We start from the raw sequence: 21,906 nt of genomic DNA on the forward strand, positions 1-21,906 counted from the left end.
GGGGGTGGCCAGGGCTACAGCGCTGCATCGGGCGGCGGCGGCGGCGGTGCCGGCGGCGCCGGGCTGACCTTAACCTCGGACTTGACGAACAACGCCGCGATCACGGGCGGCAACGGCGGCAACGGCGGCTATGGCCGTTCGGCCAACAGCCCGACCTACTCCTATGGGGCCGGTGGTGGTGGCGGCGGCGGCGGGTCGGGCGTCATCGCCACGGCGGGCAGCAATCTCGTCAACACCGGCACGATCGCCGGCGGCAATGGCGGCGGCGGTGGCGCGGGGATGGGTCCGGGCGTCCCCTTCCCGAGTTCTCCCGCTGATGGCACCGGCGGGCGCGGCGGCAATGGCGTTACCGCTACGGCTTCCGCCGGACTGACGATCACCAATTCAGGCTCGATCAAGGGCGGTGGCGGCGGCACAGATTTCCAGAACGTGAATATTTCCTCCAGGCCGCAGGCCGGCGGCTATGGAATCGTCGGACAGAACCTGACGATCGTGAACAGCGGTACGATCGCCGGCGGTGAGCAGGGTGCCGCCAACACGATGCCTTTTGGCGGTGGCACCGGCGTGCTTTCGTCCGCCATCGTCATCACCGGCGGCGTCAACAGCATCACGGCGCTCGCCGGCAGCAACATCGGCGCGATCGAACTCGGCGGCGCCACGACGATGGCAGGCGCTTTCAACAGCACGGTCCAGGTCAATGGCGGCGTCACCATGTCGGTGACCGGGGCAACGGCGGCGAATGACGCAACCGGCATCACGACGCTGACGAACTACGGCGCCATCGCCATCGGCGCCGGCCGCACGCTGAGCGCCCAGACGATCAACAACAATGGAAGCACGATCAGCATCGGCGCCGGGGCGACGTTGCAAGGCGTCGGCAACACGCTCAACAACAACGCGGTCATCGATGTCGGCGCCGGCGGTGCCATTGTGGATGCCGGTGCGGTGAACAATCTTGGCGGCGGCACGATCAATTTCAACGGTCCCACCGGAACGGCGACGCTGTCTTCGGGAACGAACAGTATCGTCAATGACGGCAACATCAAAGTGCTCGGCGGCAACGTCGCCGTCACAGGCGACATCATAAACCAGAACAACGGCGTGCTGACGCTGACCGGCGGCAACATGACCGGAGTTGGCACGCTGACCAACAGCGGAAGCGCGATCGTCAACATCGGCGCAGGTTACAATCTCGGCGTCGGGACGTTCAACGTCTATGGCGGCAGCGTGACCGGAACAGGCACGATCACGGCTTCAACCGCAATCAATCTCTCGAGCGGTTCGATCGGCGCGACGCTCGCCGGCGCCGGCGCCCTGACCAAAGCCAGCGCCGGGACGACGATCCTCACAGGCGCCAACACCTATACCGGCGGCACCACGATCAACGCCGGCACGCTGCAGCTCGGCGCCATCGGCAGCACCGGCGCGATCCAGGGCAATGTCACCGTCAGCGCCGGCAGCACGTTCAGTCTCGTTGACGCCAACACCAGCGGAATCACCAGCATTTGGAATTCTGGAACCACGGATTTCCGCAACGGCACAAGCGCCGGCAACGCCACCGTCACCACCGATGCTGGCGGAACGACAGCGTTCCACAACTCCAGCAGCGGCGGCAGCGCCCGCTTCATCACCAACGCCGGCGGCGCGTTCGACATCTCGGGCCTGACGGTGGCCGGGATGACCGCCGGCTCGATCGAGGGCGCGGGCAATTATTTCCTAGGGTCGAAGCAGCTCACCGTCGGCGGCAACAATGCTTCCACCACGGTCAGCGGGGTCATCGCGGATGGCGGCGTCTCCGGCGGCACCGGCGGTTCGCTGGTCAAGACCGGCACCGGCACGCTGACGCTGACCGGAAACAACAGCTACACTGGCGGCACCACGATCGCGGCCGGCACCTTGCAGATCGGCAATGGCGGGACGACCGGCTCGATCGACGGAAATGTCGTCAACGACGGCGTGTTCACCATCAACCGCAGCGACGCGGTCACCTTGCCCGGCGATATTTCCGGCAGCGGTGCCGTGCAGCAGATCGGCTCCGGCACCACGATCCTGACCGGACACAACAGCTACACCGGCGGCACCACGATCGCGGCCGGCACTTTGCAGATCGGCAATGGCGGCACGACCGGCTCGATTGCCGGCACTGTCGTCAACGACGGCGTGCTCGCCTTCAACCGCGGCAACGCGGTCACCTTGGCCGTCAATATTTCCGGCAGCGGTTCCGTACAGCAGATCGGTTCGGGCACCACGATCCTGACCGGCACGAACACCTATAGCGGCGATACAACCGTCTCCAGCGGCCGGTTGCAGTTCGGTGATGGCAGCGCGAGCGGCAGCAACAATCTGGGCGGCAACCTCAATGTGACCGGCGGCACGCTGGCGATTCAGGCGCCGGCCACCCTGAATGTCGCGCAGACCGTAACCTTCGGCAACAACACCGCATTATCCATCGTCGCTGGCACGAACAGCCCCGCGCTGTCCGCCGACCGCGTCGCGATCGGCAACGGCGTCGCCTTCAACATCAGCGGCATCAACGATGCGAGCCAGCTCGACAAGTTGCTGATTGACACCCGATCGGGCATCAGCGGCGACTTCGCCAACGTCACCATCGGCGGCTTCAGCGGCACGGTAGACTACCTCACGATGTCCGTCCGTAAATCGGCCGACGACCTGCAATACCTCGCCACCTACGGTCTGAGCTGGACGGCGGGTAACGACCTCGCCCATGGCACCTTCACGCTGACCAACGCCACCGACACCTTCACGGTCGGGACAGCGCTGACCGATCAGGCAGCGAACCCCGCGGCCGGATGGAACGGCACGTCGCTCACCAAGGCTGGCGCCGGCACGCTCATCCTGACCGGACATAACAGCTATAGCGGCGGCACAACGATTTCGGGCGGTACGCTCCAGATCGGCAGTGGCGGTGCGACCGGCTCTATTCTGGGGACAGTCACCGTCGGCAGTGGGGCCACATTCGACGTCGTCAACGTCGACACGAGCGGCATCACCAGCATCTCGAACAGCGGGAACACAAATTTCCGCAACGATACAAGTGCCGGCAGCGCCAGCGTCACCAATAACGGCCAGCTGAATTTCTACGACACCAGCACAGCCGGTACCGCTACCATTACCAACAACGGCACGACGAATTTCCGCAACACCAGCACTGCTGGCAGCGCGACCATCTCCAACAGCGGCGCCCTGTTCTTCAACAACACGAGCACGGCTGGGACCGCCACGATCACCAACAATTCCACCGGCAGCATCAACTTCAACAACTCGAGCACCGCCGGGGCCGCCACAATCACCAACAGCGGTCAACTAACCTTCAACGACACGAGCGCGGCCGGCAGCGGAACCATCACCAACAACCAGACCCTGACCTTCATCGGCTCGAGTACGGCTGGAAGCGCGGACATCACCAACAATGGCGGCATGACATTCGGCAACTCCGCTACAGCCGGTCATGCGACCATCATCAACAACAGCAACCTGACTTTCAGGGACAACAGCACGGCAGGCAACGCGACCATCACCAACGTCTCCTCCATTTCGTTTGCGAATGCGAGCACGGCCGGCAGCGCCACTATCACAAACAACAGTACGACGTTGTTCAACGACGGCAGTTCGGCCGGCAGCGCGACGATCACCAACAACACGTTGGGCACTCTTGGTTTCAACGACACCAGCACGGCAGGCAACGCCACCATCACCAACAACGGCACGCTGAACTTCGCCAATAGCAGCACAGCCGGCAACGCGGGTATCACCAACACCAGCACCGGGACGATTAATTTTCAAAACAGCAGCACGGCGGGTAGTGCCAGCATCACCAATAGCAACCGGATTTATTTTCAGGACACCAGCATAGCGGGCACCGCCGTCATCACGAACAATTACGGACTCTACTTCCAAAACAGCAGTTCAGCCGGTAGCGCCAGCATCACCAGCAATAATTATACGGAATTCTTTGACACCAGCACGGCCGGCAGTGCCGTCATCACCAATAGCAGCCTGCTTTACTTCTCCGACGAAAGCACGGCCGGCAACGCCAAAATTACCAACACGGATTCTGTTTACTTCAATCAAAAGGCAAATGCCGGCAACGCGCAGCTGATCAACAACGGCACCGCCGCGCAGATCGATTTTTCCGGCAGCACCGGTCCAAACAGCGACCACAAACTCACCGCCGGCTCGATCGCGGGCAACGGCACGTTTGATCTCGGCGCCAATGAGCTGACGGTCGGCTCCAACAATTTGTCGACCACTGTCACCGGCGTGATCGCCGATGGTGGTTTCTCCGGCGGCAGTGGCGGCTCGCTGGTCAAGACCGGCACCGGCACGCTGACGCTGTCGGGCATCAACACCTACACCGGCGCCACGGCTGTGAACGGCGGCATCCTGGCGGTGAACGGATCGATCGCTTCCTCAAGCGGCGTCACCGTGAACAGCGGCGGCATTCTCGGCGGCACCGGCATCGTCGGCAACACCACGATTGCAAGCGGCGGCGCGCTCGCGCCCGGCAATTCCATCGGCACACTCACCGTCAGCGGCAACCTCACCTTCAGTGCCGGCAGCTTCTATACGGTCGAGGTCTCCACGGCCGCCGCCGACAGGACCAATGTTTCGGGCACCGCGACGCTCACTGGTGGCACTGTGCAGGCCGTGGCGCTGCCCGGCAGCTTCCGCAGCCAGACCTACACCATTCTCAACGCGACCGGCGGGCTCGGCGGAACGCGGTTCTCCGGGCTGAACGTCACCGGCAGTTTCAGCCCTGCCCGCAATCCCCACCTCACCTACGATTTGAACAACGTCTATCTCGTGCTCGATCCAAGCACGATCGTGCTGCCGGCGGGCGCGAGCGGCAACCAGATCAGCGTCGCCGGCGGCATCAACAAGGCGGTCGAGAGCGGTGGGACGCCGCCGGCCGGCTTCGATGTGCTGCTCAACATGAGCGGTGCGCAATTGAACCACGCACTCAGCCAGGTCTCGGGCCAGCCCGGCGCCGCCAGCACGCAAGCCGCGTTCAACGCCATGCAACAGTTTTTGGGAATGCTCGATCCGCTCTATGGCAGCATGGACGGCGAGCGCGGCACGGGCGGCTCCGCGATGGACGGCGGAACGCTGGGCTATGCCTCTACCGCACAGGACGACGCCAGGAACCGCGAGGCCTATGCCGCAGTGACACCGGTTGATGCGAGCGGTGATGTCATCGACCGACGCTGGGGCGTGTGGGCCTCCGGCTATGGCGGCGCGAGCACGGTGAACGGCAGCACCGTGGCCGGTTCGAGCTCCACCACCAGCCGCATCTACGGCACCGCGGCCGGCGCCGACTATCGCCTCTCACCGGACACGCTGGTCGGCTTCGCCCTTGGCGGCGCCGGCTTCAATTTCTCGGTGGCAGATGCGCTCGGCAGCGGCCGCGCCGATATCTTCCAGGCCGGCCTCTATGCCCGGCATAACTTTGGACCGGGTTATGTTTCGGCGGCGCTCGCGTATGGCTGGCAGGACGTGACTACGGATCGCACCGTAACGGTCTCGGGTACCGACAGGCTGACCGCGAACTTCAGGGCCAGCACCTTTGCCGGCCGCCTGGAAACCGGCTGGCGCTTCGTCCCATTGCCTGCGTCCACGCTTGGCGTGACGCCCTATGCGGCGGTGCAGGCCACCAGCTTCCATTTGCCCGGCTATGGCGAGACCGCGATCGTCGGCAGCAACCAGTTCGCGCTGTCTTGCGCCTCACAGGACACGACCAATGTCCGCACCGAGCTCGGCGCCCGCACCGACCAGCGCCTCCTGGTCAACGATGGCCTGCTCACTTTGCGCGGCCGGTTCGCCTGGGCCCATGACTCCAATACCGATCGCCTCGTCAGCGCCGCCTTCCAGACGCTGCCCGGCGCCGCTTTCACGGTCAACGGGGCGCGGCCTGCCGCGGATTCCGCACTCGTCAGCGGCCGCGCCGAGATGAAATGGCGGAATGGTCTATCGCTCGCGGGAACGGTCGAGGGCGAGTTCTCGAGCAGCACGCAGACTTACACGGGCAAGGGCACGGTGCGTTATGAATGGTAGATGGCTCCCTGCCTCTCGAGGCTTCGCATGACGAGAGGCATTTGGGCCTGATTGCCACGATGCAAATCTGCCGGTGTTTTGCCCGACGAGTCAAATGAGCGGAGCCTGATGAGATCAGGCGCGGCCGGCCGGTCATTTCTCGCCGCTCGCGAGGTGCTCCAGGGTCTTGCGCCCGCGCGTCGATTAAACCAGACCGCATCGCGACTTGCGCACCTCCACCGCCGACAACCCGAAGGACGCGGTTCTACTGTGCATGGGGTTGTTTTGCAGAATTTAGTTTCCGGGTCGATCCGAGGTGTGACCGCGGGCGCTTCAGCGCCCCGTCTTCACCCTGGTCCAGAGCCGGTTGATGATACGCTGCGTTGCCGGATCGCGGGCAGTGATGACGAACAGCTTTGAGAGCGTCGCCTCATCCGGATAGATGTTCTTGTCGTTCAGGATTTTCGGATCGACCAGCTTCTGGCTGGCGAGGTTGCCGCTGGCGTAGGACAGGAAGCTCGAGTTCCTGGCGGCGACGTCGGGGCGGTAGAGATAGTTGATCAGCTCGTAGGCTTCGTTGACGTTCTTGGCGTCCGCGGGGATCGCCAGATTGTCGAAGAACATCTGCGCGCCCTCCTTCGGGATGGCGTAGCCGATCTCGATGCCATTCTTGGCCTCGGCGGCGCGGGCACGGGCCTGCATGATGTCGCCGGACCAGCCGACCACGAAGCAGATCTCACCGGTTGCGAGCGCACTGAGGTATTCGGACGAGTGGAACTTGCGCACGGACGGGCGCACCTTGGCGACGACATCGGCCGCCTTCTCGAGGTCGGCCTGCTTGGTCGAGTTCGGATCGAGCCCGAGATAGTTCAGCGCCGCCGGAAAGATGTCGTCGGCAGAGTCGAGCATCTGTACGCCGCAATCTCTGAACTTGGCGAGGTTCTCCGGCTTGAAGACGATGTCCCAGCTGTCGATCTTCGCATCCGGTCCCAGGATCTGCTTCACCTTGGCGACGTTGTAGCCGATGCCCGTCGTGCCCCACATGTAGTTCGCGGCGAAGTCGTTGCCGGGATCGTAGGTCGCAAGATGCTTGGTCACCATCGGCCAGGCGTTGGCGAGGTTCGGCAGCTTCGACTTGTCGAGCTTCTGGAAGATGTTGGCCTTGATCTGGCGCTGCAGGAAATAGGCGGTGGGCACCACGACGTCGTAGCCGGACTTGCCGGCCATCAGGCGCGTCTCCAGCGTCTCGTTGGCGTCGAAGGTGTCGTAGACCACCCTGATGCCGGTCTCCTTGGTGAAGGCCTCAAGGACATCAGGCGCCATGTAGTTGGACCAGTTGTAGAAGTTGACGACGCGCTCCCCGGCCCCTGCAGGAGCCGAAAGCAACGTCAGCGCCGCGGCGATTGCAAAACCAAGACCAAGCCCCGAGCGGCCGACGTTCGTCATCTTCACCTACCTCTTGCGCCCGCGCACCGCGTCGGACAGCCGCTCCAATGCGGTGTCGAGGGTTTGGTCCTTCTTGGCGAAGCAGAAGCGTACCACCGAGGTCACGGGGTCCTGCTCGTAGAACGCCGACACCGGGATCGCCGCCACCTTGTAGTCTTTCACGATCCGCCAGCAGAACTCGGTGTCGCTCTCGTTGAGCCCGAGCGGCGACAGGTCGACGGTGAGGAAGTAGGTGCCTTGCGACTTCAGCACGGGGAAGCCGAGGCTCTCCAATCCCCTGGTCAGGCGGTCCCTGCTCCGCGTCAGGTCCTTGCGCATCGACAGGAAGTAGTCGTCGGACTTGCCGAGGCCGTAGGCGACGGCGGCCTGGAGGTTCGGCGCGGTGGTGAAGGTCAGGAACTGATGCACCTTGGCGGCGACGCGCAGCAAGGGCGGCGCAGCACAGACGAAGCCGATCTTCCAGCCCGTCAGCGAGAAGATCTTGCCGGCCGAGCCGACCTTGATGGTGCGCTCGCGCATGCCGGGGATGGTGATCAGCGAGATGTGCTTGTGCTCGTCGAAGGTGACGTGCTCCCAGACCTCGTCGCAGATCGCGATGACGTCGAACTCTTGGCAGTAGCGCGCCAGCAGCTCGAGGTCCTCACGCGGATAGACCACCGCGGACGGATTCAGGGGATTGTTGAAGAGCACCGCCTTGGTCTTTGAATTGAAGACGCTTTTCAGCATGTCCTCATTCAACCGCCAATGCGGCGGCTCGAGCCGCACGAGGCGCGGAATGCCACCGGCCTGACGAATGATCGGCAGGTAGGAATCATAGACCGGCTGGAAGCAGACCACCTCGTCGCCGGGCTGGACCACCGCAAGGATCGCCGAGGTCAGCGCCTCGGTGCCGCCGGAGGTCACCATGACCTCGCTCATCGGATCGAGCTTGAGTCCGTGCCAATGTCCGTAATGCGTCGCGATCGCCTGGCGCAGCTCCGGCAGGCCCATCATCGACGGGTATTGGTTGTAGCCGTTCAGCGACGCATCGGCCGCGGCGCGGCGGATGTCCTCCGGTCCCGGATCGTCAGGAAAACCCTGGCCGAGATTGATGGCGTTGTTGTCGCGCGCGGCCTGCGACATTGCCTCGAAGATGGTGACGGGAAGGTCGGCGAAGACCTTGTTCAGCGAAGAGCTCTTGGTCGTCATCGCGAGGTCAGCCACCGACCTTGGTGGGGAGCCCCGCCGCTTTCCAGCCGAGGATGCCGCCGGCGAGATGCTTGTCGTAAGCAAGGCCAGCCGCCTGCGCCGCGAGCGAGGCCGTCACCGAACGCTTGCCGGAGCGGCAGGCGAATACGACCTGCTTGCCTTGGGGATCGGGGATCGCCTTGGGATCGAAGGTCGAGAGTGGCACAACGACGCCGTAAGGATAGGCCTCGGCCTCGACCTCGTTCGGCTCGCGGACGTCGACGAGCAGATAGCGCCCTTCCTCGACACCCTTGGAGACCTCCTCCGGGGTCAGATCCTGTACCTGGTTCGCCACATCATCCTCCAACGTCGCAGCCGCATGCCGGGGTGGTCCCGGCGCCGGCAACCTCGCCTCTCGGCTCACGAAAATCAAGCGCTACAAAGGCTTGGGCCGCGCGGCGCAAGTTAAAGCTAAATCGCAGCGACTTGAAGCGCGGCTTTGAATGCCCTGGAGTTCCCCGGCCTAGATCGTCACCTGGGTGCCGACCTCGACCACGCGGCCGCTGGGGATCTGGAAATAGTCGGTGGCATCGTTGGCGGAGCGGCTGAGCGAGATGAACAGCCGGTCCTGCCAGCGTGGCATGCCGGAATGGGCGGCGGGCTTGAGCGCCCGGCGCGACAGGAAGAACGAGGTCGACATGATGTCGAACTGCCAGCCGAGCTTGCGGGCGATCGCAAGGGCCTTCGGCACGTTCGGCGATTCCATGAAGCCGAACTTCAGCGCCACCTTGGAGAAGGTCGGGCTGATCTGCTCCAGCCTGACGCGCTCGGCCGGATCGATGCGCGGGGTCTGCGCGGTCTCGATGGTGAGAATGACATTCTTCTCGTGCAGCACTTTGTAGTGCTTCAGACTATGCATCAGCGCGGTCGGCGCGCTGAGGGGATCGCTGGTCAGGAACACGGCGGTGCCAGGCACGCGCTGCGGCGGCCGCTTCTCGAGCATCGCGACGAGGTCGGCGAGCGGAAATTCGAGCTTGCGCGACTTCTCGAACAGGAGCCGGCTGCCGCGCCGCCACGTGTACATCAGGGTGATCATGAGGGAGCCGAGCGCGAGCGGCACCCAGCCGCCCTCGAACACCTTCAAGAGGTTCGCGGCGAGGAAGGTCAGGTCGAGGCAGAGGAACGGTGCGATCAGCGCGGCGGCGGCGACCGGCGACCACTTCCAAGCCTTCCAGATCACGACAAAGCCCATCATTCCAGTGACCACCATGGTGCCTGTGACCGCGATACCGTAGGCGGAGGCCAGCGCACTGGAGGAGCGGAACAGCAGCACCATCATGATCACCGCGACCAGCAGCAGCTGGTTGATGCGCGGGATGAAGATCTGGCCGGAATGGGCTTCAGATGTATGGCGAATTTCAAAGCGCGGCAGCAGCCCGAGCTGGATCGCCTGGCGCGTCAGCGAATAGGCGCCGGTGATGACGGCCTGGCTCGCGATGACCGTGGCCGCGGTAGCAAGCACGACCATGCTGCCGCGCATGAAACCTTGCGGGAAGAGCTGGAAGAACGGGCTCACGATGGCGCCGGGATCGCCGAGGACGAGCGCACCCTGCCCCAGATAGTTCAGCGCCAGCGACGGCAGCACGATGAACAGCCAGGCGGTCTGGATCGGCCGCTTGCCGAAATGGCCGAGGTCGGCATAGAGCGCCTCGGCGCCGGTGACCGCCAGGAACACCGCGCCCAGCGTCACGAAGCCGATGATGCCGTGGTGGAACATGAAGGACACGGCATAGAAGGGGTTCAGCGCGAACAGCACCTGCGGCTGCTCGATGATCGGATGGATCGCAGCCACAGCAATGACTGCGAACCAGACGCACATCACGGGGCCGAAGAACGCTGCGACGCGGGCCGTGCCGCGCGACTGGACGGCGAACAGGCAGACCAGGATCACCACCGTCAGCGGAACGATATAGGACTCGAACCGCAGCGTGACATCCTTCATGCCTTCGATCGCCGATAGCACCGAGACCGCAGGCGTGATCACGGCATCGCCATAGAACAGGGCACCGGAGATGATGCCGAGCGAGACGATCGTCGCCCCGCGCGTGCCGACCGCGCGCTGGGCCAGCGCCATCAGGGCGAGCGTGCCGCCCTCGCCATTGTTATCGGCGCGCAGCAGGATCACGACGTATTTGAGCGTCACCACGACGATGAGCGCCCAGAGGATCAGGGACACCACACCGAGAACGGCCGCCGACGTCGGCACCCCCTCCACGCCCGAGGCGGCCAGCACTGCCTCGCGGAACGCGTAGAGCGGGCTGGTGCCGATATCGCCATAGACAACGCCGATGCTGCCGAGCGTCAGCGCACCGAAACCGGCGGTTGTATGGGCCTCGCCATGGCCATTGGCCGCCGCCGTTTCCGGGGCGGAAATCGCTACGTCGCTTGTCATGGGAGAGCCCGGTGGCCTCTAAAAATGCTTCGCTGCCCAACGGCGGGAAGAGCGCGCGGCTTATAGTCCTGCGCTGATGGCATAGCCTAGCCCGATTCTGAGCCCACACCATGCGAAATTCGCATGGGTCCGCCAATTCCGCTCAAATAGTCACTTGGGTTCCGACTTCAACCACCCGCCCCGTCGGAATCTGGAAATAGTCGGTGGCGTCATTGGCAGACCGGCTCAGCGCAATAAAGATGTGGTCCTGCCACAATGGCATACCCGACTGTGCCGAAGCCTTCAACGACCTTCGCGACACGAAGAACGACGTCGACATGATGTCGAACTGCCAGCCCTGCTTGCGCGCGATCGCGAGCGCCTTGGGAACGTTCGGTTGCTCCATGAAGCCGAAGCGCAGGCGGACCTTCGAGAACTTGTCGCTGATCTTCTCCATCCGGAATCGCTCGGACAGATCGACCCGCGGCGTATGCGCGGTCTCGATGGTGAGGATCACGTTGTGCTCGTGCAGCACCTTGTTGTGCTTGAGGTTGTGCAATAGCGCGGTCGGCACGAAGGCGGGATCGCTGGTCAGGAACACCGCGGTGCCCTTGACGATGTGCGGCGGCCGCTTCTCCAGGCTGCGGATCAGATCGTCGAGCGGCACCTCGATCCGGCGCGTCTTCTGGATCAGGATTACCGACCCGCGTCGCCAGGTCCAGATCGTCCCCGCCATGGCGACGCCGAACAGTAGCGGCACCCAGGCGCCTTCGAGCAACTTGAGCAGGTTGGCGCTGAAGAAGCTCATGTCGACCACAACGAAAGGCATGATCACCGCCGCAGCCGTGGCGGCACGCCAGTTCCACAACTTCCAGATCACGACGAAGCCCATGATGCCGTCGGCAACCATGGTGGTGGAGACCGCGATCCCGTAGGCCGAAGCCAGGTTGCTGGGGGTATGGAACAACATCACCAGCAGCAACACGCCGATCAGAAGCAGCCGGTTGACGCGCGGCAAATAGATCTGGCCGGCATGGGTTGCAGAGGTGTAGCGCACCTCAAAGCGCGGCAAGAGGCCAAGCTGCACCGCCTGATGGACCAGCGAATAGGCGCCCGTAATCACCGCCTGGCTCGCGATCACGGTCGCGGCGGTCGCAAGTCCGACCAGCGGCAGCACCAGATTCTCCGGCACCATCCGATAGAAGGAATGTTCGATCGCGCTGGGATCGGACAGAACCAGCGCGCCCTGCCCGAAATAGTTGATCAGGAGCGAGGGCAGCACGAAGAACATCCACGCCGACTGGATCGGCTTGCGGCCGAAATGACCGAGATCGGCGTAGAGCGCTTCGCCGCCGGTCACCGCCAGGAACACGGCGCCCAGTGTCACGAGGCCAATCGTGCCGTGCGACAGCAGGAACTGCAGGGCGTAATACGGATTGATCGCAGCCAGCACCGACGGATCGTTGGCGATGTTGACGATGCCCATCAGCGCAAGGCAGGTGAACCACACCACCATCACCGGCCCGAACGCCGAGGCTACCCGCGCCGTCCCCTTGCTCTGGACCGCGAACAGCAGCGCCAGAATGAGGACCGTGAGCGGTACGACGTAGTGCTCGAACGCAGGCGTCGCGAGCTTGAGACCCTCGACCGCCGACAGCACCGAGATCGCCGGCGTGATCATGGAATCGCCGATGAACATGGAAGCGCCGACCACGCCGAGCGCGAGCAGGAACCAGCTTCGCCGCCCGAGTGCGCGCTGGCCGAGCGCCATCAGCGAAAGCGTACCGCCCTCCCCGTTGTTGTCGGCGCGCAGCAGCAACAGCACGTATTTGGCAGTGACGACGATCAGCAGCGCCCACAGAATCAGTGAGAGCACGCCGAGCACCATGCCGCGCGAGACCGGTTCGCCATGGGCCGCGCCCCGGACCGCCTCGTGGAATGCGTAGAGCGGCGAGGTGCCGATATCGCCGAAGACGACGCCTATGCTTCCGAGCGTCAGGCCCCAGAAACCCGAGGTGACCGAACCTTCCTGGGTTTCGGTCGATGTGATGCTCGCCGCCATGTGAGACTAGAAACGCTTCTTCCCGAGAATTGATCCGGCGCCTTTTGACGGTTCCTGCGCGCCTGTCAATCAGGACAGCGTAGCAGGCGCCGACACTGTGACGGCGCAGCAACGGTCAGTCGTCGCCAATGCGACGCGACGTCTCAGGTAAAATGGTAGCACAAAGCGCTACGGCTTCAAATTCGGCGGAAGCGGCGGATCTTCGCGCATCAGGGTGATCGTGACCCGCCGGTTAGCCGCGAGCGAAGGATCGTCCGGAAACAGCGGCTGGGTGTCCGCCTTGCCCGCGACGGCGAAGATGTGCGACGGCGGCAGACCCTCGCGTTCGAGGATCTGGCGCACGGCATTGGCGCGGTCGGCGGACAGATCGAAGGCGCCATAGTCGCTGCGCGTCGGGACGAATCCGGCCGCAGTATGGCCGGCGATGGAGACGCGGAGCGGCGTGGCCTTGAGCGGAATCGCGAGCTTCTCGATCAGGCGGCGGGTGCGGTCATAGGGCACCTTGGAGCCGTCGGCGAACATCGAACGGCCGTCCTGGTCGACGATCTCCAGGTTGAGGCCCTGCTTGGTCTCCTCGAACATGATGTGCTTGGACATCTCGGTCAGTTCCGGCATGTCCTGCAAGGCTTGGCGCAACGAGGCGGCGGCGAGCGCAAAATTGCGATCGACCTTGAGCTTGGCGCCCGACGTGCGGTCGCGATCGTCCTGGTCCGGCGTCGGGGTGTTGGAGGAATCCTCGGGCTGGATGTGGTCGACGTGCTTCAGCCGCGGGCGCGTCGGCAGGCCGTCGGACTCGACGATGCCGGCGTAGCGCGCTTCGCTCTGTACGCCGAAGGCATCGCGCATGGAGCCGGCGACGATCTTCAGCTTGTTGGCGTCCTGCGTCGAGAACGCGACGAGCATCACGAAGAAGCTCATCATCAGGCCCATCAGGTCGGCGAAGGTCACGAACCAGCCGTGACCGCCGCCGTGCGCATCGCCGCGTTTCTTCTTGGCCATCTGTCAAAATCCCGGCGGGCGTCTTACGCCGGCACCGGCTCGCCCTCGGCCTGACGATGCTTCTCCGGCAGATAGGCCAGCAGCATTTCGCGCACCAGCGTCGGGCTCTTGGAGTCGCGGATCATCAGGATGCCGTCGATGATCAGGGTGCGGTTGGTCTCCTCGTCGAGCAGCTTGCCGTGCAGCTTGTCGGCAATCGGCAGACAGAACAGGTTCGCCACAAGCGCGCCGTACAGCGTTGCAAGCAGCGCGGTCGCCATGAACGGGCCGAGCTTGGAGGGATCCGTCATGTTCGCGAACATCTGCACCATGCCGATCAGTGTGCCGATCATGCCGAAGGCCGGGGCGCAGTCGCCAATGGCGCGATAGATCTTGCTGCCCTCATCCAGATGCATCAGGAAGTTGTCGCGGTCGCGCTCGAGATTGTCGCGGATGAAGTCGAGATCGTAGCCGTCGGCGACGTAGCGGATGCCCTTGGCAAGGAACGGCTCGTCTGTCTCGACCTTTTCGAGGCCCACCGGGCCCTGCTTGCGGGCGATCTCGGCGATGCGGGCGAGTTCGTCGACAAGGTCGTGGGCCGACAGGCGGCTCATGGTGAAGGCGAACTTGGCGCCGAGCGGAAGGCCGTGCAGGAGCGCGCTGAGCGGGAAGCGGATCATGGTGGCGGAGATCGAGCCGCCGAAGATAATGATCATCGCATGTTCGGAGATGAACATGTGCAGGTCGCCGCCCATGAAGATCATCGCCGTGATGACGATGATGCCCGCCGTGAGCCCGACGCCCGTCATAATATCCATGGGATACTCCAACGCGTACGCAACAACGGCCGTCCTGGCCGCTGGCGCGGCCCAACCCCGAACCGCATCGGAAACCCTAGAGGGCCGCCCTTAAAGCCGCGTAAAGGTTAAGTTGAGCCGGCGCGCTAGACCGGTACAGCGCGCTGAAAGGACGCCGGCTTTGCCGACCGCGGGCAGGAATCTCAACACTTCGCTAACCATAACCGGGCGCGCTAAGACGTCAGCTCCGTCAGCTCCAGGCTGATTGCGCGCAGGCGCCTGCGCGCGTTGGCATCGTAGGCCTGCGGATTGGCCCGTGCCTCGTTCATGCCGTTGAAGAACAACCCGCTCTTATCAGCGACATCGTCGCCCTCGATGAGATGCAGGATCGCGGCGCCGCCTTGCTCCACCGTCGAGATCGGCGTGACGCCGCCGGCGCGCACCATCGTGGTGTTCATGTAGGTCGCGGGATGCAGCGCGTTCACGGTGACGCCGGTGCCCTTCAGTGCCTCCGCAAGATCGATCGTGAACATGATCTGCGAAAGCTTGCTCTGTGCATAAGCGCGTGAGCCGCTGTAGCCCTTCGTGATCATGACGTCGTCGAAATCGATCGGGTGCTGGCCGAGCGAGGCGACGTTGACGATGCGCGACGGGGCTGCGGCCTTCAGCAGCGGCAGCAACAGATGGGCAAGCAGGAAGCCCGAGAGATAGTTCACGGCAAAGCGCAGCTCGTAACCATCGGCGCTCTGCTGGCGTTGCGGCCGTCGTTCTGCGAGCCGATGCCCGCGTTGCTGACGAAAACGTCGAGCCCCTGATGATCCCGCATTACGGCATTGGCGAGTTCGCGGGTACCCGCCATCGTCGACAGGTCGGCCTGGTAGAAGGTCGGCGCGACGTGGCCGCCCTTCTTGATCCCGTCAACCAGCGCTTTCGCACGCTCGGCACTCCGGCCATGGATCAGGACGCGTGCGCCCGCGGCGGCAAGACGGCTTGCGACGTAGCGCCCGACACCATCGGTCGAGCCCGTGATCAGCACCGTCTTGCCGGCCATTTCCATGACGTCACCCCGGGCTAGCGCATGATCCGGAAAAGTGGAAGCGGTTTTCCGACAAGATCATGCTCAAAGAACAACCTAAGGCGCGATGATCATCGCGCCTCAGTGGATCTCCGCCGAGCGCTTCAGCGCGGCCTTCAGCTTCTCCAGCGAGAAGTCGGGGCTGCGGGCGATCTCGAGGATCGGCGTCTCGCGGCGGCCGCAGAGTTCGGCGGCTTCCGGCAGCTTTGCGGCAACGTCGAGCGGGATCACGATGGCGCCGTGCTGGTCGGCATGGATCAGATCGTCCGACTTCACGGTCATGCCGGCGACGCGCACCTCGCCGCCAAAGCTCTCGGCATGCACCCAGGCATGCGACGGGCCGATCGAGCCGGCGAGTGCCTGGAAGCCCTGAGCCCATTGCGGGATGTCGCGGATCGAGCCGTCGGTGATGACGCCGAGACAACCGAGCGCCTTGTGCACGTTGCTCTGCACCTCGCCCCAGAACGCGCCGTAGCCGACATCGGGACCGTCGATGTCCTGGATCACCGAAATGCGCGGGCCGTGGCCGGTGCCGACATATTCGTAGTATTCGATGCGGCGCTTGGACTGTTCTTCCGCCGGCAGCGAGGACTTCAGCACCGAGCGGATCGCGACCGTGCGTGCGTAGCCGACGATCGGCGGTAGATCGGGAAACGGGCAGACCAATTGTTTCGTGGTGTAGCCGATCAGGCGGCGCTCGGGCGCCACGATCTCCATGGCGTTGCAGATCGTCGGGGTGTCATAGCGGCCCAGCGCTTCGAGGACGGAAGCGGGCAGCGGCCCGGTCACGGTATCAGTCACGGCGTTCTCTCCCAGATTGGCGGCTGTTGTCGTGTTGCCGCCGGCACGAGGCGATATAGCCGAGATCGGGTCTCAACCCAACTCAGGGCGCCCTCATGGCAGATATCCGTGTGCTGACGCTCAGTGCAGCCGTTCGGGCCGATCGTCGTGCGGCGGCTCCGACAGGTTTGCCAGCGTCGGCGCCGAGGGCGGCGACGAGACCTCGCCTGCCGCCGGCGGGGTGGCCGCCATCGCGCGCGCCTGGTCGCGATAGGATTTGTAGCCGAGCGGCAGGCTGAGCAGATACAGCCCCGTGCCGATCGAGAGCACGTGCCAAGGATAGGCGATCAGGATAGCGATGAAGACGATGACCGCGACGAACGCCGGCAGCACCAGCTCGGGCGGCACGCGCATGCGCTTGGTCTTGCCGGAGAACACCGGCAGGCGCGACACCATCAGGAACGCGATGAGAAGCGTATAGGTCGCCGTCACCGCCGCCGGCAGCCGGCCGAGATCGAGGAATGCGATATAGATCGGCAGCAGCACCGTGATCGCGCCGGCAGGAGCCGGCACGCCGGTGAAGAAATTGGCAGCGAAGGCCGGCTTGTTCGGATCGTCCATGGTGGCGTTGAAGCGCGCCAGCCGCAGGCCGCCGGAAATCGCAAACACCATGGCGGCAATCCAGCCGGCATTGCCGAGCTCATGCAATTGCCAGAAATACAGCATCAGGCCGGGCGCAACGCCGAAATTGACGAAGTCTGCGAGACTATCGAGCTCGGCGCCGAACTTGGACTGACCCTTGATCATGCGCGCGACGCGGCCGTCGATGCCGTCGAGCGCGGCCGCGAACACGATGGCGTAGACGGCGAGCGACATCCGCCCTTCGATCGACAGGCGGATCGCGGTCAGGCCGGCGCAGATCGCCAGCAGCGTGATGACGTTGGGCACCAGCATCCGCACCGGGATCGGACGGAACCGCCGGCGGGGCGCGTCGGGATATTTGAAGTCATAGGGCGTCATGGCTCGTCCTCACCTTCAGGCGAGATATAGCAAGCCGCGTCCCCCTCCGCCATTGCGGCGGAAGGCCCCCCCAGGAACCGGCCTTTGGTTAACTGGCGCGATAGGCGCGGGTCGGGTCCTCCTCGGCGAGGTCTGCCAGGATCGTCTCGCCGGCGATCGCGGTCTGCCCCTCGGACACCAGCGCCTTGGTGCCCGGCGGCAGATAGACGTCGAGGCGCGAGCCGAAGCGGATCAGGCCGAAGCGCTCACCGGCCCCGATCGCCTGCCCTTCCCTGACGAAGCAAACGATGCGCTTGGCGACCAGGCCTGCGATCTGGATCACGCCGATTCGCGCCGTGGGCGTCGAGATGACCAGCGAGTTGCGCTCGTTGTCTTCGCTCGCCTTGTCCAGTTCGGCATTGATGAACAGGCCGGGCCGGTAGGCGATGCGGTCCACCCTGCCCGCGATCGGGCTGCGGTTCACATGGCAGTTGAACACGCTCATGAACACCGAGATGCGCGGCAGCGGCCGGTCGCCGAGCCCGAGCTCGGCCGGCGGCAGGGCCATGGTGATCATCGAGACGCGACCGTCGGCCGGCGACACCACGAGCCCCTCGCGCACCGGCGTCACCCGGACGGGGTCGCGGAAGAACAGCGCACACCACACGGTCAGTATCGTGCCGATCCACCCGAGCGGCGACCACAACCAGAACAGGACGAGGCTTGCGAGCGCAAAGCCGCCGATGAAGGGATAGCCCTCCTTGTGGATCGGCGGGATCTGACGCTGGATCGAATCGAGAATGGACATCGCTATCTGCCGCTCAGGGTTGGTGGCGCGCAGATCGTCCCGCGCGGTGGAGTTGTTTAGGCCAGAGTTGGGACCGGAGACAAGATCACTCCGCGGCCGCTGGCGTCGTCAGGACGTCGTCGATTCGCGGGGGCTCGCGGTTTGGCGCCTCGCTGCTGTCGGCCATCCTGGCCAGTTTCTCGCGTGCGGCCTCGGCCTCGCGCTGCCTGTTCCACATGCTGGCATAGAGGCCGCCCTGCCCGAGCAGCTTGGCATGAGTACCGCGTTCGGCAATGCGCCCCTGGTCCAGCACGATGATCTCGTCTGCGCCGACGATGGTCGAGAGTCGGTGCGCGATCACGAGCGAGGTGCGATTCTTCGCCACGCGATCGAGTGCGCCCTGGATCTCGTGCTCAGTGTGGGTGTCGAGCGCCGAGGTCGCCTCGTCCAGCACCAGGATCGGCGGCGCCTTCAACACCGTGCGCGCGATCGCGACACGCTGCTTCTCGCCTCCGGAGAGCTTCAGGCCCCGCTCGCCGACCTGGGTCTCATAGCCCTTCGGCGCCATGCGGATGAAATGGTCGATCTGCGCGAGGCTCGCGGCCTGCTCGACCTCGGCATCGCTGGCGTCCCAGCGGCCATAGCGAATATTGTAGCGGATGGTGTCGTTGAACAGCACGGTGTCCTGCGGCACCATGCCGATTGAGGCGCGTAGCGAGGCCTGCGTGACCTCGCGGATGTCCTGGCCGTCGATCAGAATCTTTCCGCCGGAGACGTCGTAGAGGCGGAACAAAAGGCGCGAGATGGTCGACTTGCCTGCACCCGACGGGCCGACGATCGCGACCGTCTTGCCGGCCGGCACCTCGAAGCTGATCCCCTTGAGGATCGGCCGCGTCGGCTCATAGGCAAAGCGCACGTCCTCGAAACGCACGGTGCCGGCAGAGACGGCCAGCGGCTGCGCGTCCGGCGCATCCTTGATCTCGGCCTCGCGGCCCAGCACGTTGAACATCTTCTCGATGTCGATGATGGCCTGCTTGATCTCGCGATAGACCATGCCCATGAAGTTCAGCGGTTGGTAGAGCTGGATCATCATGGCGTTGATCAGCACGAAATCGCCGACCGTGTTGGTGCCGTTGCGCACGCCGATCGCGCACATCAGCATGGTCGCGGTCAGCCCCAGCGTGAAGATCACGGCCTGGCCGGTGTTGAGCACCGCGAGCGAGGTGTAGGTGTGGACGCTCGCTTCCTCGTAGCGCGCGACCGACTTGTCGTAGCGCTGCGCCTCGCGCGTCTCGGCGCTGAAATATTTGACGGTCTCGTAATTCAGCAGCGAGTCGATCGCCTTGGTGTTCGCCTCGGTGTCGGAATCGTTCATCCTGCGGCGGATGCCGATCCGCCACTCGGTCGCGATGTAGGTGTAATACATGTAGACCATGACCGTGATCAGCGTCGCGACCACGTAACGCCAGTCGAACTGCCAGAGCAGCACGGCCATCAAGAGCGAGACCTCGACGATGGTCGGGATCAGCTGGAGGATCACCATGCGCACGATGACCTCGATGCCCTCGCGGCCGCGCTCGAGCACGCGCGTCAGGCCGCCGGTCTTGCGCTCCAGATGAAAGCGCAGCGACAGCTCGTGCATGTGGACGAAGGTGATGGTGGCGAGCTTGCGCACCGCATGCATGGCGACGCGCGCAAAGATGCCGTCGCGCCATTGCGTCAGGACCGCCATCAGGATGCGCATCGCGCCGTAGCTCGCGGTGAGCAATAGCGGCGACGCAATCACCCAGAGATGCCAGTTGTCGGCCTGCACCGGCGCGGTGTTGGCCCCGGTCAGCGCGTCAGTCGCCCATTTGAAGCTGAACGGCACGGCCAGCGTGATCAGCTTGGCCGCAAGCAGCAGCACCAGCGACCAGACCACCCGCATCTTCAGGTCGAAACGGTCGCCCGGCCAGATAAAGGGCCACAGATGCGCCAGCGTGCCCATCAGCGTGGCCTGCTCCAGCGGTCCGCCGGCAGGATCGGGAACGTCGGCGCCGTCTAGCGGTTGAGGTTGGTTCATCAAGAAGCCTGAAAGCCCGCCGGATGCGGACGGCGTTACGATTAACGGTTTTCGCTCGCTATATAGAGACTTCCCGATGCCAGCGCACCCCGCCAGATGGCGAATCTTCGATTGTTTGTCGTCATTTACCGGTAGATTCCCGGGTGGCCCGAATTACCAATTGGGCTTGACGCGTCTTCGCTGCAATGCATCATGACGCCAATGAGCACCATTAAAACCGTCTGTGTCTATTGCGGCTCCGGTCCCGGAACCAATCCCAGCTTCGTCGAGGCAGCCAAGGCCTTCGGCAAGGCTCTCGCTGAAAGCAACATCCGACTTGTCTATGGCGGCGGCTCCCTCGGCCTGATGGGCGCGGTCGCGACCTCCGTGCTCGATCACGGCGGCAGCGTCACCGGCATCATCCCCGACTTCCTGCGGATGCGCGAGAACGCGCTGACCCGCGTGCAGGAGATGATCGTCACCCCCGACATGCACGAGCGCAAGCGGCTGATGTTCGAACACTCCGACGCCTTCGTAGCGCTGCCAGGCGGCCTCGGCACGCTGGAGGAACTGGTCGAGCAACTCACCTGGAAGCAGCTTGGCCGCCACGCCAAGCCCGTGCTGCTCGCCAATATCGACAACTTCTGGGAGCCGCTGTTCTCGCTGATCTCGCATATGCGCCAGACCGAGTTCATCCGCGCCGGCCTTTCGGTCGATATCCTCATGGCCAATCGCGTTGAGGAGATCTTGCCGAAGCTCAAGGCGGCCGCGGCAGGGGTCGCCGAGGCGGACAAGGATCTTGCGCCGGACGTGGCGCGCTGGCTCTCCTGACGCGCTATACGGGCGGAAACGTTACCGCCTCGATCCGGTTGCCGTCGGGATCGACGACGAAAGCAGCGTAGTAGCGTACGCGGTCGTGCGGGCGGATACCAGGTGCGCCCTCCGACACGCCGCCGGCGGACAGCGCCGCGGCGTGAAAAGCATCGACCTCGCCCGTCGTCTTCGCCCGCAGGCAGATGTGCACGCCGCTCTCCGCCGCTACGGGCGGCATGCCATCGCGTAGATTGATCCAGAATTCCGGATAGGCCTTGCCGAAGCCGATCGTCCGCGGCCGCGCCACGAGGCGCGTGAGGCCGAGCGCGGCGAGCGTGGCCTCGTAGAACTTTGCGGAGCGATCGAGATCGCTGACGCCGACAGAGATGTGGTCGATCATGCCTTGGCTCTCCCCCTTGCCCGTAGCCCGGATGAGCGAAGCGACATCCGGGAAAAGCTATCCGTGCGCCAAATACCGT

14 protein-coding genes and 1 pseudogene are annotated in these 21,906 nt (G+C 64.3%); 2 read left to right on the forward strand and 13 right to left on the reverse strand.

Going from position 1 to position 21,906, the window contains the following annotated elements:
• Positions 1 to 81: 81 nt before the first annotated feature.
• Positions 82 to 6,072 carry an autotransporter-associated beta strand repeat-containing protein gene (locus AC629_RS17020; protein ID WP_210419058.1) on the forward strand — a complete coding sequence of 1,997 codons (5,991 nt, stop codon included), beginning with the start codon at positions 82 to 84 and terminating at the stop codon, positions 6,070 to 6,072.
• A 312-nt stretch (positions 6,073 to 6,384) separates the two neighbouring features.
• On the opposite strand, the gene AC629_RS17025 is transcribed toward AC629_RS17020, so the two are convergent.
• The 12 genes and pseudogenes from AC629_RS17025 to AC629_RS17080 all read right to left on the reverse strand — a co-directional run bounded on the left by AC629_RS17025 (position 6,385) and on the right by AC629_RS17080 (position 20,635).
• Positions 6,385 to 7,497 carry a polyamine ABC transporter substrate-binding protein gene (locus AC629_RS17025; protein ID WP_084806197.1) on the reverse strand — a complete coding sequence of 371 codons (1,113 nt, stop codon included), beginning with the start codon at positions 7,495 to 7,497 and terminating at the stop codon, positions 6,385 to 6,387.
• A gap of 6 nt (positions 7,498 to 7,503) precedes the next feature.
• Entirely contained in the window at positions 7,504 to 8,685 is a 1,182-nt protein-coding gene (locus AC629_RS17030; RefSeq protein WP_084806198.1) for an aminotransferase, read from the reverse strand.
• Between the two features lie 7 nt (positions 8,686 to 8,692).
• Positions 8,693 to 9,019 (reverse strand): rhodanese-like domain-containing protein, encoded by a 327-nt coding sequence (locus AC629_RS17035; RefSeq protein WP_084806199.1) that lies wholly within the window; start codon positions 9,017 to 9,019, stop codon positions 8,693 to 8,695.
• 168 nt (positions 9,020 to 9,187) lie between these two features.
• Positions 9,188 to 11,116: a potassium transporter Kup gene (locus AC629_RS17040; protein WP_084806122.1), complete on the reverse strand. Its 1,929-nt coding sequence runs from the start codon at positions 11,114 to 11,116 to the stop codon at positions 9,188 to 9,190.
• A gap of 142 nt (positions 11,117 to 11,258) precedes the next feature.
• Entirely contained in the window at positions 11,259 to 13,157 is a 1,899-nt protein-coding gene (locus AC629_RS17045) for a potassium transporter Kup (protein WP_084806124.1), read from the reverse strand.
• A gap of 168 nt (positions 13,158 to 13,325) precedes the next feature.
• Positions 13,326 to 14,156, reverse strand: coding sequence for an OmpA/MotB family protein (locus AC629_RS17050; RefSeq protein ID WP_084806126.1), 831 nt, complete (start codon positions 14,154 to 14,156; stop codon positions 13,326 to 13,328).
• Between the two features lie 23 nt (positions 14,157 to 14,179).
• Positions 14,180 to 14,953 (reverse strand): motility protein A, encoded by a 774-nt coding sequence (locus AC629_RS17055; RefSeq protein WP_084806128.1) that lies wholly within the window; start codon positions 14,951 to 14,953, stop codon positions 14,180 to 14,182.
• A 212-nt stretch (positions 14,954 to 15,165) separates the two neighbouring features.
• A pseudogene (locus tag AC629_RS17060) lies at positions 15,166 to 15,989 on the reverse strand (SDR family NAD(P)-dependent oxidoreductase).
• Between the two features lie 99 nt (positions 15,990 to 16,088).
• Complete coding sequence (locus tag AC629_RS17065) at positions 16,089 to 16,808, reverse strand: RraA family protein (RefSeq protein ID WP_084806131.1); 720 nt, start codon at positions 16,806 to 16,808, stop codon at positions 16,089 to 16,091.
• Positions 16,809 to 16,928: 120 nt separating this feature from the next.
• Positions 16,929 to 17,807, reverse strand: a complete 879-nt coding sequence (locus AC629_RS17070) for a CDP-alcohol phosphatidyltransferase family protein (RefSeq protein ID WP_084806133.1) — start codon at positions 17,805 to 17,807, stop codon at positions 16,929 to 16,931.
• An 88-nt stretch (positions 17,808 to 17,895) separates the two neighbouring features.
• A complete protein-coding gene (locus AC629_RS17075) occupies positions 17,896 to 18,627 on the reverse strand; it encodes a phosphatidylserine decarboxylase (RefSeq protein WP_283846906.1) in 732 nt (243 codons plus the stop codon).
• A 52-nt stretch (positions 18,628 to 18,679) separates the two neighbouring features.
• Complete coding sequence (locus AC629_RS17080) at positions 18,680 to 20,635, reverse strand: ABCB family ABC transporter ATP-binding protein/permease (protein WP_084806136.1); 1,956 nt, start codon at positions 20,633 to 20,635, stop codon at positions 18,680 to 18,682.
• A 201-nt stretch (positions 20,636 to 20,836) separates the two neighbouring features.
• Between AC629_RS17080 and AC629_RS17085 the strand changes: the two genes are divergently transcribed.
• Entirely contained in the window at positions 20,837 to 21,445 is a 609-nt protein-coding gene (locus tag AC629_RS17085) for an LOG family protein (protein WP_084806138.1), read from the forward strand.
• A gap of 4 nt (positions 21,446 to 21,449) precedes the next feature.
• Here the strand turns inward: AC629_RS17085 and AC629_RS17090 are convergent, their stop codons facing one another.
• A complete protein-coding gene (locus tag AC629_RS17090; RefSeq protein WP_084806141.1) occupies positions 21,450 to 21,827 on the reverse strand; it encodes a VOC family protein in 378 nt (125 codons plus the stop codon).
• Positions 21,828 to 21,906 lie beyond the last annotated feature (79 nt).

This window comes from Bradyrhizobium sp. NAS80.1 (genome assembly GCF_001908205.1).
Classification (GTDB): domain Bacteria; phylum Pseudomonadota; class Alphaproteobacteria; order Rhizobiales; family Xanthobacteraceae; genus Bradyrhizobium.